At 67.8% G+C, this 13,569-nt stretch carries 14 protein-coding genes; 5 read left to right on the top strand and 9 right to left on the bottom strand.

Annotated elements, in window-relative coordinates:
• Window positions 1-2 precede the first annotated feature (2 nt).
• Entirely contained in the window at window positions 3-656 is a 654-nt protein-coding gene (locus tag DR843_RS17130; RefSeq protein WP_109687773.1) for a VOC family protein, read from the top strand.
• A 1-nt stretch (window position 657) separates the two neighbouring features.
• Here DR843_RS17130 and DR843_RS17135 read toward each other — a convergent pair whose 3' ends face one another.
• Genes DR843_RS17135 through DR843_RS17150 form a run of 4 tightly spaced genes read right to left on the bottom strand, consistent with a single transcriptional unit; the run spans window position 658 to window position 3,428 of the window.
• Window positions 658-876 (bottom strand): heavy-metal-associated domain-containing protein, encoded by a 219-nt coding sequence (locus tag DR843_RS17135; protein WP_281268883.1) that lies wholly within the window; start codon window positions 874-876, stop codon window positions 658-660.
• A gap of 11 nt (window positions 877-887) precedes the next feature.
• A complete protein-coding gene (locus tag DR843_RS17140; RefSeq protein ID WP_109687775.1) occupies window positions 888-1,169 on the bottom strand; it encodes a metal-sensitive transcriptional regulator in 282 nt (93 codons plus the stop codon).
• A 28-nt stretch (window positions 1,170-1,197) separates the two neighbouring features.
• A complete protein-coding gene (gene purB, locus DR843_RS17145; protein ID WP_109687777.1) occupies window positions 1,198-2,613 on the bottom strand; it encodes an adenylosuccinate lyase in 1,416 nt (471 codons plus the stop codon).
• A 41-nt stretch (window positions 2,614-2,654) separates the two neighbouring features.
• Window positions 2,655-3,428, bottom strand: coding sequence for a VOC family protein (locus DR843_RS17150; protein ID WP_109687779.1), 774 nt, complete (start codon window positions 3,426-3,428; stop codon window positions 2,655-2,657).
• Between the two features lie 106 nt (window positions 3,429-3,534).
• On the opposite strand from DR843_RS17150, the gene adhP reads away from it, so the two are divergent.
• Complete coding sequence (gene adhP / locus DR843_RS17155) at window positions 3,535-4,554, top strand: alcohol dehydrogenase AdhP (RefSeq protein WP_172461504.1); 1,020 nt, start codon at window positions 3,535-3,537, stop codon at window positions 4,552-4,554.
• Window position 4,555: 1 nt separating this feature from the next.
• On the opposite strand, the gene galK is transcribed toward adhP, so the two are convergent.
• From galK to DR843_RS17175, 4 genes are read right to left on the bottom strand one after another with little or no spacing between them, the layout of a single operon-like run.
• Window positions 4,556-5,728, bottom strand: a complete 1,173-nt coding sequence (gene galK, locus DR843_RS17160; protein ID WP_109687781.1) for a galactokinase — start codon at window positions 5,726-5,728, stop codon at window positions 4,556-4,558.
• Window positions 5,725-6,822, bottom strand: a complete 1,098-nt coding sequence (galT, locus tag DR843_RS17165) for a galactose-1-phosphate uridylyltransferase (protein WP_109687783.1) — start codon at window positions 6,820-6,822, stop codon at window positions 5,725-5,727. The genes galK and galT overlap by 4 nt, the downstream gene beginning before the upstream one ends.
• A gap of 20 nt (window positions 6,823-6,842) precedes the next feature.
• The gene (locus tag DR843_RS17170) at window positions 6,843-7,601 is read right to left on the bottom strand and encodes a DUF4282 domain-containing protein (RefSeq protein ID WP_109687785.1); all 759 of its coding nucleotides are present in this window, start codon (window positions 7,599-7,601) and stop codon (window positions 6,843-6,845) included.
• A 47-nt stretch (window positions 7,602-7,648) separates the two neighbouring features.
• Window positions 7,649-8,638, bottom strand: coding sequence for an IS481 family transposase (locus DR843_RS17175; protein WP_109683633.1), 990 nt, complete (start codon window positions 8,636-8,638; stop codon window positions 7,649-7,651).
• A 239-nt stretch (window positions 8,639-8,877) separates the two neighbouring features.
• Between DR843_RS17175 and DR843_RS17180 the strand changes: the two genes are divergently transcribed.
• From DR843_RS17180 to DR843_RS17190, 3 genes are read left to right on the top strand one after another with little or no spacing between them, the layout of a single operon-like run.
• On the top strand, window positions 8,878-9,465 hold the full coding sequence (locus DR843_RS17180; protein ID WP_146202617.1) for a TetR/AcrR family transcriptional regulator: 588 nt from the start codon (window positions 8,878-8,880) through the stop codon (window positions 9,463-9,465).
• A gap of 24 nt (window positions 9,466-9,489) precedes the next feature.
• Complete coding sequence (locus tag DR843_RS17185) at window positions 9,490-11,820, top strand: MMPL family transporter (protein WP_109687789.1); 2,331 nt, start codon at window positions 9,490-9,492, stop codon at window positions 11,818-11,820.
• A 50-nt stretch (window positions 11,821-11,870) separates the two neighbouring features.
• Window positions 11,871-12,785 (top strand): M56 family metallopeptidase, encoded by a 915-nt coding sequence (locus DR843_RS17190; RefSeq protein WP_170119914.1) that lies wholly within the window; start codon window positions 11,871-11,873, stop codon window positions 12,783-12,785.
• Between the two features lie 4 nt (window positions 12,786-12,789).
• Here the strand turns inward: DR843_RS17190 and DR843_RS17195 are convergent, their stop codons facing one another.
• Window positions 12,790-13,560 (bottom strand): hypothetical protein, encoded by a 771-nt coding sequence (locus tag DR843_RS17195; protein WP_146202618.1) that lies wholly within the window; start codon window positions 13,558-13,560, stop codon window positions 12,790-12,792.
• Between the last annotated feature and the right edge of the window lie 9 nt (window positions 13,561-13,569).

A 13,569-nucleotide genomic window follows, 5' to 3' on the forward strand; every position in this document is an offset into this window, starting at 1 on the left:
ACATGCGAGTCGATCACGTTGTCTACGCAGCAGAGCCCGATGGTTTGATCGCGACGGCCAAGCGCCTCGGCGATGAACTCGGCACCGAGCCGGTCGATGGTGGTGTGCACCCACGGTTCGGCACGCGCAACTCGATCATTCCGCTGCTGGACGGCCGGTTTTTGGAGGTCGTCGAGGTTCTCGATCACCCGGCCTCGGACAAGGCGCCCTTCGGGCAGGCGGTCCGGGCCCGCTCCGTCGGCGGTGGCGGCTGGATGGGCTGGGTCGTCGGCGTCGAAGACATCGCGATCGCGGAGGGCCTGGTCGGCCGTTCCTCGGCGCCCGGTCTACGGCACCGCCCGGACGGCACCGAACTCACCTGGAAGCAGTTGGGTCTGAAGGGGCTGACCAACGACGCGCAGGTGCCCTACTTCATCGAGTGGGGCGAGAGTGTCCCGCATCCCTCGACCGACGGCCCGGCGCACGCCGCTCTGAAGGGCATGGCGATCGCGGGCTCCCCGGATCGGGTCCGCGAATGGCTCGGCCTGACCGGTGAGCCGGGGGTGGACCGCGAGGAGTGGGAGCCGCAGATCGAGTTCGACTTCGCGGCGCCGAAGGGCACCCCGGGTCTGCTGTCGATCACATTCACGACGCCGGCCGGCGACGTCACGATCTGAGTCAGTCCCCGCTCACGACCTGGTAGCCGGCCTCATCGACGGCGGCTGCGATTAGGTCGGGATCGACCAGATCCTCACTGAGGATCGTCACCGGTGAGTTGCCGCCGCTGATCAGTTCGATGTGCACGTCACTGACCCCGTCGAGGGCGGTCAGCTCTTCAGTCACGGCGCGAACGCAGTGCTCGCAGGTCATTCCGGCAACTTCGACTTGCTGTTCCACGGGTATCTCCTTCAGCTGCGCACCAGCCGCGCGATAGCGGCTGAGGCTTCTTCTACCTTGGCCTGGGCCGCGTCATCGGACTCCCGGGCGGCGCCGACCACGCAGTGCCCGATGTGGTCCTCCAGCAGGCCGAGGCTGACCGATTGCAGCGCTTTGGTGATCGCGCTGATCTGGGTGAGTACGTCGATGCAGTAGGTGTCCTCATCGACCATCCGTTGCACGCCGCGGACCTGCCCCTCGATGCGACGCAGCCGCTTGAGGTAGTCGTCCTTGCTCCCGGTGTATCCAGCCATGACTCAGGATACCCCCTTGGGGTATGTGTCAGTCGACGTCGAGGAAGGCGACCAGGTTGGGTGCCAGACCGACGTACGTCGCGGGCGTCATGGTCAGGAACCGCTCCTCCACCTCGCCCGGCAGGCCGAGGCCTTTGACGAACTCGCGCAGGTCGTCACCGTTGATGCGCCGGCCGCGGGTGAGTTCTTTCAGTCGCTCGTAGGGCTGCTCCATCCCGGGCACCCCCTGCGCGCCGAGGGCGCGCATCGCCGACTGGATCGGCTCGGCGAGCACCTCCCAGTTCGACTCCAGGTCGGCGAGCATCGCCTCCGGTACGGCGTCCAGACCGGCCAGCCCGCGGCTCACGTTGTCCATCGCCAGGACCGAGTGTCCGTACGCCGTGCCGACGTTGCGCTGCATCGAGGAGTCGGTCAGGTCGCGCTGCAGTCGTGACTGCACCAGCGTCGCCGAAAGCACGTCGAGCAGGGCGTTGCTGACCTCGAGGTTGGCCTCGGCGTTCTCGAAGCGGATCGGGTTCACCTTGTGCGGCATCGTGGAGGAACCCACGGTGCCCTGCCCGCGGACCTGGGCGAAGTAGCCCATCGAGATGTAGGTCCAGGTGTCGGTGCACAGGTTGTGCAGGATCCGGTTGAAGCGGGCGATGTCCGCGTAGAGCTCGGCCTGCCAGTCGTGGCTCTCGATCTGGGTGGTCAGCGGGTTCCAGGTCAGGCCGAGGCCGTCGACGAAGGATTTGGAGATACCCACCCAGTCGGCGCCGGGCACGGCTTCGATGTGCGCGCCGTACGTGCCGGTGGCGCCGTTCAGCTTGCCCAGGTACTCGGCGTCCTTGACCCGGCGCAGTTGGCGGCGCAACCGGTGCGCCAGCACGGCCAACTCCTTGCCCATCGTGGTCGGGGTCGCGGGCTGACCGTGGGTGTGTGCCAGCAGCGGGGTCTCGGCCAGGTCCCGCGCCATCGCCGTCACCTGGTCAACCAGGGCGGTGGCCTTGAGCAGCCAGACTTGCTGCGTGGCGCCTTGGACCATCAGCGCGTACGACAGGTTGTTGATGTCCTCGCTGGTGCAGCAGAAGTGGATCAGCTCCGATAACCCGGTCGCGTCGGCGTCGCCCACGATGGCGGGCAGCCGGCGCTTGAGGTAGTACTCGACGGCTTTGACGTCGTGGACGGTCTCCCGTTCGATCTCGGCGAGTTCGGCGATGTCCTGCGCACCGAACTCATCGACGATGGCGCGCAGGTGGTCCTGCTCGGCGCCGGTGAGTTCCCGCACGCCGGGTACGACGTGCTCGCGGGTCAGGTGGATGAGCCACTCGATCTCGACGTGCACCCGTTGCCGGTTGAGCGCGGCCTCCGACAGGTGGTCGACCAGCGGCGCGACGACGGCGCGGTAGCGGCCGTCGAGGGCACCGAGAGCGATGGGCGGGGTGACTTCGGCCAGCGAACGCATGACCCGATTCTCCCGTGCCCGCCCACCGCGGGGCAAAACGGCTACAGCGTGAAATTGTTGGTCGGCTCCACGAGGTTGAAGAACTCGCCGCCAGGCCCCTGGATCGTCGCCTCGGGGCCGGCGATCGTGTCCAGCGTCATCACGATCTCGCCGTCGAGCTCCTGGGCGATCTGGGCGGAGGCGTCGCGGGAGGCGACGTTGAAGTGCACCAGCCAGCCCACCGGGACGTCCTGCGGCGCCTGGTGCAACCCGCCGACGACCTTGCCGTCCTGCTCGATGAAGAAGTATCCGTCGGCGTCGGCCTCGCGGTAGGTGTACCCGAAGACCGCGGCGTAGAACTCCTGGGCGGCGCGACCGTCATGCGTGAGCAGATCCGACCAACCGACCGATCCCGGCTCGTCGATGAGCTCGAAACCGTGATGTTCCTTGCCCTGCCACAGGCCGAAGTACCCGCCCTGCGGGTCGACGCACACGGCCATGACGCCCAGCGTGCCGACGTCCATCGGCTCCACGACGACCTGACCGCCAAACTGCCGGACTGCAGCTGCCGTGGCCTGCGCGTCGTCCGTGGCCAGGTAGAGCAGCCACTGGGTGGGCTGACCGGGATCCATCTTCGGCATGAGACCGGCCACGGCGGCGTCGTTCTTGAAGCACATCCGGTAACCGCCGTACTGATCGTCACCATCCTCGACGCGCCAGCCGAACAGTTCCCCGTAGAAGGTCGCTGCGTGGTGCAGGCGGCGATGCTCGGTGTCGAAGCTGATGTCGATCCAGCAGGGGTAGCCGGTGGGCCAGTTGGTGTCGCGCGTGGTCATGCCCTGAGCGTACGGCGCTCGCGAAACCCCATTGCAACGTTCGGCCCCGTAGCGTGGGAGTTGAGCCTCCGCAACGGGGCGGAGCCAGCGACGTCAGGAGATGCTGATGAGCACGATGAAGGCCGCGTACGTCACACAGTTGGGTGATCGGCTCACCGTGGGCGAGTACGAAAAGCCCACCCCCGGAGCCGGCGAATTGCTGGTGAAGCTGGTGGCATCCGGAGTTTGTCACACGGATCTGCATGCAGCAGAAGGGGATTGGCCGGTCAAGCCCAGTCCGCCGTTCGTGCCCGGCCACGAGGGGGTCGGTGTCGTCGAGGCCGTCGGCGAGGGCGTCGAGGGGTTCGCGGTCGGTGACCTGGTCGGCAACGCCTGGCTGTGGTCGGCGTGTGGACAGTGTGAATACTGTCGCAGCGGGTGGGAGACGCTGTGCGAGCAGCAGAAGAACGGCGGTTACTCCGTCGACGGTTCGTTCGGGCAGTACATGCTGGTCGATGCGACCTATGCCCCGCGGATCCCGGCCGGCTCGGATCCGTATGAGGTCGCGCCGGTGCTGTGTGCCGGAGTCACGGTCTACAAGGGGCTGAAGGAGACCGAGGTCCGACCCGGGGAGTGGGTCGTGATCTCGGGCATTGGCGGCCTCGGACACGTCGCCGTGCAGTACGCCAAGGCGATGGGGATGCGCGTCGCCGCGGTCGACATCGCGGACGACAAGTTGGCGCTCGCCAAGCAGCACGGCGCCGAGGTCGTGGTCAACGCGGCAACCGAGGACCCCGTCGGGGCGATCCAGGAGAAGACTGGCGGAGCGCACGGTGTGCTGGTCACTGCGGTCCACCCGGACGCGTTCGGCCAGGCCATCGGGATGGCGCGTCGCGGCGGCACGATCGTCTTCGTCGGTCTGCCCCCGGGTGACTTCCCGGCGCCGATCTTCGAGATCGTGCTCAAGCGGCTCACCGTGCGCGGCTCGATCGTCGGCACCCGCCAGGACATGGTCGAGGCGTTGGACTTCTACTCCCGCGGCCTGATCCACCCGACGATCTCCACCCGGTCATTGGAGGAGATCAACGACATCTTCGATGAGATGAAGGACGGTGCGATCGACGGCCGCGTCGTGATCCGCTACTGACTCAGCTGAGCCGGCGGGCACCGTCGGAGGGCACGGCGACGAACGACGTCGGCTGGTTGAAACCACCAGCCGACGCGGCGGCCACGCACGCCTGAGCGACCGTCTCGGCTGCGTCATCGTCCACCAGGGCGATGACGCAGCCGCCGAAACCGCCGCCGGTCTGACGGGCACCGTAGGCACCTGCGCGCACAGCGGTTTCGGCGATGAGGTCGGTCACCGGCACGGTGATCTCGAAGTCGTTGCGCATCGAGACGTGTGACTGCGTCAGCAGGGGGCCGATGGTGCGCGGGTCGGAGCCATCAGTGAGAAGCGACGCGACCTGCTCGACGCGGGCGCTGTCGGTGATCACGTGCCGGGCGCGGCGTTGCAACAGGTCGGGCAGGTCGTCCAGGTCGGACACCGACGCGTCCCGCAGCGACGACACCCCCAGCGCTTGTGCCGCCTCCTGACAGGATTGCCGCCGCTCGGCGTACTCGCCGCTGACCAACGCGTGGGGTGCGCGACTGTCGATGACCAGCAGCGCCAGGCCCTGCGCGGTCAGGTCGAACGGGATCTGGGTGATCTGCACCGAGCGGGTGTCGATCTGCATCGCGTGACCGGCCTGCCCGCACACCGAAGCCAACTGGTCCATCAGCCCGGTCGGTGCTCCGGCGATGTGGTTCTCGGCGTCGCGGCCCAGATCGGCCACCTCGGTGTCCGACAAACTCCAGCCGGCCAGATCGACCCAGGCGCGCGCTGTACCGCACGACAACGCGGCAGAGGACGAAAGCCCCGCTCCCGTAGGCACGTTGGAGGTCACCGCCAGGTCCAGGCCGGGTACGTCGAGTCCGCGCTGGGCAGCGGCCCACCCCACTCCGGCGGCGTACGACGCCCAGCCGACCGACTGCCCCTCGTGCACGTCACCGAGACGGAGGGTCACGGTCGGGTCGGACACATCGGGTGAGTCGGTGTGCAGCCGCACGGTGTCGTCGTCGCGGCGGCGCGCAGCGACCCAGGTGCCTTCGGCCAGCGCGATCGGCAGCACGAATCCGTCGTTGTAGTCGGTGTGTTCGCCGATGATGTTGACCCGGCCGGGGGCGAACCACACGCCGTCCGGATCCGCGTCGAATTGGTCGCGGAACGTCGCAGCCAACTCATCGATCGACCGAGGTCGTGGCGTCCGGACTGTGGTCACGCGAGCTCCCTCAAACGTTGGGCCAGCGGCTCGGCCAGGATGTCCGCCACGAAGGCGCCCTGGCCGGACTCGGAGCCGGCGAGGTACTTCAGTTTCTCCGGGCCGCGCCGGATCGAGGTCAACTCCAGATGCAGCCACGCTTCGTCCCGTAGCGCCGTCGCGATCTCGTCACCAGGGTCCGGCGCCGGCGCCTGCTGCCAGCCGGCGATGTAGGGCAGCCGCGAGTCGTACATCGCGTCGAACCGGCGCAGGATGTCCAGATAGATCAGGGCGAACGCCTCACGCTGGGCGTCGTCCAACTCACTCAGATCCAGCGCCCGGCGCAGCGGGTAGAGATGCACCTCGACCGGCCAGCGGGCCGCGAACGGCACGAAGGCGATCCACTCCTCGTTGCTCGCCACGACCCGCGGGCCCGCCTGCTCGAAGGCGATGATGTGCTCGAACATGTTGTGCCCGTAGCCGGCTCGGTAGTCGGCCGCGTTGAGGAGCTCGGTCTTGGCCCGGGGCGGGATGAACGGGTAGCCGTAGATCTGACCGTGCGGGTGCTGCAGGGTCACCCCGATCTCGATGCCCCTGTTCTCGAAGGGGAAGACGTGCTTCACCACGCCCAGTTCGTTGAGGTCGGCGGTGCGGTCGGCCCACGCGTCCACGACCAGTCGCGCCTGGGCCGGGGTTAGTGCGGCGAAGGTGGAGTCGTGGTCGCTGGTGAAGCAGAGCACTTCGCAGCGACCGGTCGCGGGACGGACCTGGTCGAACCAGTCGCTGCGGGTTTCGACGCCCTCGATGTGCGTCGCGAAGGAGGGGAAGCGGTTCTCGAAGGCAACCACTTGGTACTCGGGAGAAGGGATTTCGGACATCCGCCCATCCCGCGAGGGACATAGTGGGCACTCGTCCGCCGGCGGCATGTAGGTGCGGTTCTGCCGGGCCGACGACACCGCGATCCATTCACCGGTGAGCGGGTCGTGCCGCATCTGCGACATGACGACCGCCGGCTCCAAGGGGCGACGATCAACCGACGGCACCCGGTGGGTGCCGTCGGCGTCGTACCAGATGATCTGCCGGCCGTCGGCCAGCGTGGCGGGGGTGCGCTCCATTGCGCGGGTGGCCGTGGAGCTTACTTGTCGCTCGAATCCTTCTCGCGCCCAGCGATCTTGGCGATGTTCAGCGCCACCTCGAGCACGATCCGAACGGTGATGATGAAGAACAGCAGCCAGATGATGTCGGCGATGGTGTGGAAGAACGCCGAACCGCCACCCATGTTGCTGTAGCCGCCGTAGCCGGTGCCCCAGTAGTAGGTCAGGTTGCTGATGAAGTTCAGGACCGCCCAGACGATGGCGCCGAGGAAGACGATGCTCGCGAGCTTGCCGGTCAGTGACTTCTTGAACTGCAGGTCGGAGAACAGCGCGCCCAGACCGTCACCGGCACCCTTGGCGACCCTGCCGGCGTCGTTGGCGAACTGACCGCCGACCGCTGCCGCCTGCTGACCGAAGCCGGGACCGCCCTGCGGTTGAGCCTGGCCGGGTGCCTGCCCGTAGCCCTGCGGCTGACCCTGCGGGTATCCCTGCTGCGGGTAGCCCTGGCGCGGTGCACCCTGGGGTGCCCCCTGCTGCGGGTAGCCCTGTGCCGGCTGCTGGTACTGCGAGGGCCGGGGCTGGCCGGGCGCCTGCTGGGGGGCGGCGGGCTGCTGGTGGGCGGGAGCCTGCTGCTGCGGCGGGGTGTACGGCGCCTGCGGCTGACCGCCGGCGGGTGCACCTTGCGTGGGGGTCGGTTGGGTGTGCTCGGGTCCGGGGTAGGACTGGCCCAGGCTGCCCGGCTGGGCAGGCTGTGCCGGCTGCTGCGGCTCGGGTGTGCTGGGTGTGGTGGAGTCGGTCATGGTCGTCTCCTCGGAGATCGCGTAGTGAGTGACTTCTGTTTCCCAACCTAGCTGTAGTGCCCCGCCAGGTTGGGTACGCGGTCTGCGGGTGAGCCACCTTTGAGCGCGGTGTGTGCGCGGTGGTGATTGTAGATGTGCAGGAAGTCCTCGTACGCGGCGGCGCGTTCGGTCTCGCTGGTGTAGGGGCGGGCGTAGGCCCACTCCTCGGTCAGGGTCCGGTTGAACCGCTCGACTTTCCCGTTGGTTTTCGGGGTGTAGGGGCGGGTGCGTTTATGGGTGATCCCATGGTCCTGCAGCATGTTCCGGAATAGGTGGGAGCGGTAACAGGACCCGTTGTCGGTCATCACCCGGTCCGTGGTGATCCCGACCTGCGCGAAGTGCGCCACCGCCCGTTGCATGAACGCGGTCGCGGTCTCCTTCTTCTCATCGGCCAGGATCTCTGAGTAGGCGTACCGGGAGTGGTCATCGACCGCGTGGTGCAGGTAGGCATACCCCCGCCCACTGCTGGAGGTAGCACGGGAGTTAGCTTTCCCCGCAGCGCGGCCATGGACCCGGTGTCCACCCCCATCGGGGATGCGGCCCAGCTTCTTGATGTCCACGTGGACCAAATCACCCGGGGCGTCGCGTTCGTAGCGCACCACCTTTCGACGACCGGCCCGTACCGGGGCACCAGTGGCCGGGTCCGTCCAGGACAACCGAAGACACCGGTACCGGGTCAGGATGCGGTGCACCGTGGCCGGATTCATCCCCAGGTGGTAGGCGATCCGGGCCGGCCCCCACCGCCGCGAAACCCGTAACCCCAGGACTCGCCGTTCCCGGCGCCTACTGGTGCGGTGCGGACATGACTGGGGCCGGCTGGGACGATCGCACATCCCCGCCGCACCATGCTGGCGGTACCGGGCCGCCCAGCGGTGCGCGGTGGTGACCGAGACCCCGAACCGGTCTGCGGCCCGCCGCAACGGCCACCCATCGTCCACCACGCACCGCGCCAGGCGCAGGCGACCAGTCGCAGAAAGCGGGGCATTAGCGTGGACCATGAGGACCTCCGGGTTTGGGGATGTGTTTGCTTCGTCGCTTCACACCTCACCCGGAGGTCTTCCTCAAGTCACGCCGACAGGCCGAGAACCGTTCCTAACGTCCCGGGGCAGTACACCTAGCCGAGGTCGGCCACACCCTCGGGCTACGCGCCGACGGGGCTGGCAACTGATCGTGCGCGCGAGGGTGAGGCACGGATCACGTTCCCAGAAATTGCACTTTGGGCCCACAAAATGCAAATGTGTCTCTCGTGCCCACGCTCACCCGCCGCGAGAAAACGGCGATGCGCATCACCTTCTGCGCGCAGCGGCTGGCCGTTCAGCAAGGGTATGACCACTTCACGCTCGATGAGTTGGCGCAGCAGGCCGGGGTGTCCCGGCGGACGCTCTTCAACTACTTCCCGGGCAAGCTCGATGCGGTCCTCGGCGCTCGACCCGGCCTGCCGCAGGACGCGACGGAGACCTTCCTGAGCGGCGGTCCGCACGGGGAACTGCTGGGCGATCTCGGCGAACTGGTCTGCGCACTGCTGACCGTCTGGGGACCGCTCACCCGCGAGCAGTGGACCACCATGCGCGATTGCCTGATCACCAATCCGAGGGTGTTCAAGGCGGCGATCGAGCGGTTCGATGACATTGCCAAGACCATGACCGGTCTGGTCGAAGAACGCTCCGGGCTGCCGCGCGACCAGGCATGTGTGGCGCTGAGCGTGATCAAAGGCGTTTTCGGTAGCGCCCTGGACCAGTTCGTCGAGCGTCCCGACGACCGCAGCCTCGACACCATCGTCCGGGATCACCTGCAGGTGGCCCGGGACCTGCTTTCTATTCGTTAAACAGCACCCACCAGACGAGGAACCATGGCGACTCTGCTCTACAAACTCGGCCACGCGGCGTACCGCAAGTGGTACTTCTTCCTGATCGGCTGGATCGTCGCCCTGGTCGGCTTTGGCGCTCTGGCCGGTGCGGTGAAGCAGCCGTACCAGGACAGCTTCTCCATCCCGGGCATCCCCTCCCTGGAAGCCCAGACGATGCAGCAGAAGCTGTTCCCCGGGACCGGCAACGCCGAGGACCAGGCGGCCGTGACGGTCGTCGTCGCGGCGCCCGAGGGGCACACGCTGAAGGAGGAGAAGTACTCCAATGCGGTCAACGACCTGATCGCGCAGCTGAAGAAGGTCCCGCAGATGCCAGCGGACGCCACGACGCTGGTCAACCCGGTGCAGGCGTCCGCTGCGCAGTACCAGATGGCCGTGCAGGCCGCGGTCAAGCAGGGTCAGCCGCAGGCGGTCGCGGAGGCCAACGCCAAGGCGTTGCTGCCCCTGTCCGCTGACGGCCGGATCGGCACGATGAGCTTCGACTTCGACGTCGCCAAGGTGACCGACGTCAAACCCGCCAGCCAGGACGCCGTGCTGGCCGCCCTGGCCGATGCCCGCACGAGCGGTCTGCAGGCCGAGGTCAACGGCACCGGTATGCAGAAATTCGACGTCGAGGGCGGCTCGGGTGAGCTGCTCGGTGTCGCGGTCGCCGCGTTGGTGCTGTTGATCACCTTCGGCTCGCTGGTGGCTGCCGGCCTGCCGATCCTGTCCGCGTTCGTCGGCGTCGGCGCCGGGACGATCGGGGTGATGATCGCCAGCAAGTTCACGACGATCAGCACGACCACCCCGATCCTGGCCACGATGATCGGTCTGGCGGTCGGTATCGACTACACGCTGTTCATCCTGTCCCGCTATCGCTCGGAGTTGCGGAACACCGACGACCGGGCGCACGCCGCAGGGCTAGCGGTCGGAAAGGCCGGCTCCGCAGTCGTGTTCGCCGGTCTGACGGTGCTCATCGCACTGGCCGCGCTGTCCGTGGTCGGCATCCCGTTCCTGACCACCATGGGTATGGCCGCCGCCGGAACCGTGTTCTTCGCGGTCTTGGTCGCGCTGACCCTGCTGCCGGCGGTCCTCGGCATGCTGAAGTCGCACGCGTTCGGCGGCTCGTTCCGCACGCCGCACCGCGAGCTGGACTCCGACGGCAAGGTCATCAACAACGGTGTCCGCTGGGCGAGGTTCATCGGCAAGCGACCGGCGGTCATCGGCGGCGTCGTCACTCTGGTGCTGATCATGCTGGCGGTGCCGGCCAAGGACCTGCACCTGGCGCTCCCGACAGATTCGACTGCTGCGACCAACACCACGCAGCGCAAGGCCGCCGATCTGATCGTGGAGGGCTTCGGTCCCGGCCGCGCCGCACCGTTGATCACGGTCGTGGACGCCACCGGAATCCAGGACCCCAAGGCGCGCCTCGCGGCCTTCGGCGAGGTCACCGCCTGGGCGGCCAAGCAGGGTGATGTCGCCAACGCCCAGGTCATCGCCGTCAACAAGGACTCCACGGGTGCCCAGATCCTGATCACCCCCAAGTCGGGCCCGGACGACGAAGCCACGACAACGTTGCTGCAGAACCTGCGCGATGGTCAGTCCGGTATCGAATCGCAGACCAAGACGACGGTCGGCGTCACCGGTGTGACCGCGATCCAGACCGACGTCTCCGACGCCCTGACCTCGGCGCTGCCGAAGTATCTGGCGATCGTCGTGGGCCTGGCCTTCATCCTGCTGATGATGGTCTTCCGCTCGATCCTGGTCCCGCTCACCGCCACCCTCGGCTTCCTGCTGTCGGTCCTGGCGACCTTCGGTGCCACGGTGATGATCTTCCAGAAGGGTGACCTCGGCATCTTCTCCGGTGAGCCGATCGTCAGCTTCCTGCCGATCATCCTGATCGGCATCGTCTTCGGTCTGGCGATGGACTACCAGGTCTTCCTGGTCAGCCGGATGCGGGAAGCGCACGTGCACGGTGCGGACGCGCACGAGGCTGTCGTCGACGGCTTCCGGCACGGCGCCCGCGTCGTGACCGCCGCGGCCTGCATCATGATCTCGGTCTTCGCCGCGTTCATGCTGCAAGGTCAGCAGTTCATCGTGTCGATGGGCTTCGCGCTCGCGGCGGCGGTGTTCTTCGACGCCTTCCTGGTCCGGATGACCATCATCCCGGCGGCGATGTTCCTGCTCGGGGAGAAGGCGTGGTGGCTGCCGAAGTGGCTGGACAAGATCCTGCCGTCGGTGGACGTCGAAGGTGAGAAGCTGCAGCAGCTGAGCAGTGACACCGCGCAGCACGCACCCAAGCACGCGGCGCCGGAGGAGGCGCCCGACCCGGTCTGATCCCGCGCGAACCGGCGCCGGCACCCCCCATGCTGCGAGACAATGGAGGGGTGCCGGCGCTGTTTCTTCTGCTCATCGCGGCGGCCTGTGTCCTCACCACCCATCTCCTGCCGCGGTGGCGGGGCCAGGAGCGTGCTCCCGGGTCGAGCCTGCTGCTCTGGCAAGCGATCTCGATCGCGGCGATCCTGGCTGGAGTCCTGCTCGCTCCCGTAGCCGTGCTGGGAGTCGTGCGCGACGGCCCGGACCTGCCGGATCCCGCCGCTCACTTACCCCTGCTGCTGGTCGCGATCGTCGTCTCCGGTGTCCTGCTCGGTCGGCTCGCCGTGCGAGGCCATCGGGTGGGCACCGCGCTGCGGACCTCCCGCCGGCGGCACCGCGAACTCATCGACCTACTCGCCGTGGACCCGGGCGGGGAGCCGCTACCCGACGTACGTCGATGGCGGGCCCTGGGCAGCGGACCGCGCTCCCTGACGGTGCTGGCTCACGCGACGCCCACGGCGTACTGCGTTCCCGGCCTCAGCAGCCGCGTGGTGGTGAGTGACACGGTCGGCAAGCAGTTGGGGCCGGTCGGTCTGCAAGCGGTGCTCGCCCACGAGGTGACCCACCTGCGGCAGCGGCACGATCTGATCCTGGAGTTCTTCACGGTGTTGCACACGGCGGTCCCGGCGGGCTTCCGCAGCGATCGGGGACTGAGCGACGGCCGGTTGCTGGTCGAGATCCTGGCCGATCGGGGCGCCGAACACCTCGTGGGCAGGACTCCGGTGGCCCGGGCGATCGTGTTGCTCGCGGACGCCCCGCACCCCGAAGGAGCCATGGGCAGCGGTGGGGCCTCTGCGGTGGCGCGGCTGGAGCGGTTGGCCGACGCCCGGTCCTACACCGCCCAGGCGTTGCTCGTCGGGGTGGTCAGCGGGTTGCTGATCGCCCTACCGCTGGTCGTCACCGGCTGGGCCCTGGTGCGCGGCTGACTCCTCAGCCCTGGATGGCACCCACCGGTGCGCTGACCGGCGCCACCGCGTTCCACTGGTCGAAGACGTACTTCTCGGTCTTGGCGCCCTCGGTGTGCTCGGCCCGCAGCAGATGCCCCGACCCGTCGGCCGCGATGACACCGGTGGTCTGGCTGTCCGCGATCTGCCACGCGGGCACGCCGTCCTCGGTGATGTTCGTCAGCTTCATCTTGGTGGTCTTGGCGTCGCTGAAGTCGCTCTCCATCTCATCGAAGAGGCTCTTCAGGGTCAGATCGCTGAAGTTCCCGGCCGCGGTCGCCGGGACGATGACCCACTTACCGGCGTACTGCGGGCCCTTGCTGTTGCCGGACGCCTTGTAATACGCAGCGTCACCGTTGATGTATTCCTTGCCGTTGATCACCACGAACTGCACCGTGCCCCCGTCGGTCTTGGAACTGTTGGAGATCGTGCCGCGCTGGTTCTTGCCGTCGATGGTGCCGGCCAGTTCGATCTTGATCGTGTCGCTGCCGTCGACCTGTTGGGCGACCACGTGGGCGCTCTTGGCCTTGGAGAAACCCGCATTCATCTGCTGGACGGCGCCCTGCACGGTCGGGGTGGCGGCGGTGCTGCTGCTGCTCGTGGCGGGCGAACTCGCGGAGCTGCTGGTCGTCGTACTCGAACTGGCGGAGGCAGTGCCGGTCGTGCTGACGGTCGTGGAGCTCCCGCAGGCGGCCAGGGCGAGCGCCAGCCCGGCAACAGCGATGGACAGGGTGGATCGAGTGACGTGACGGGTCATCCGGTCATG

It is taken from the genome of Branchiibius hedensis, from assembly GCF_900108585.1.
GTDB classification, from domain to species: Bacteria; Actinomycetota; Actinomycetes; order Actinomycetales; family Dermatophilaceae; genus Branchiibius; species Branchiibius hedensis.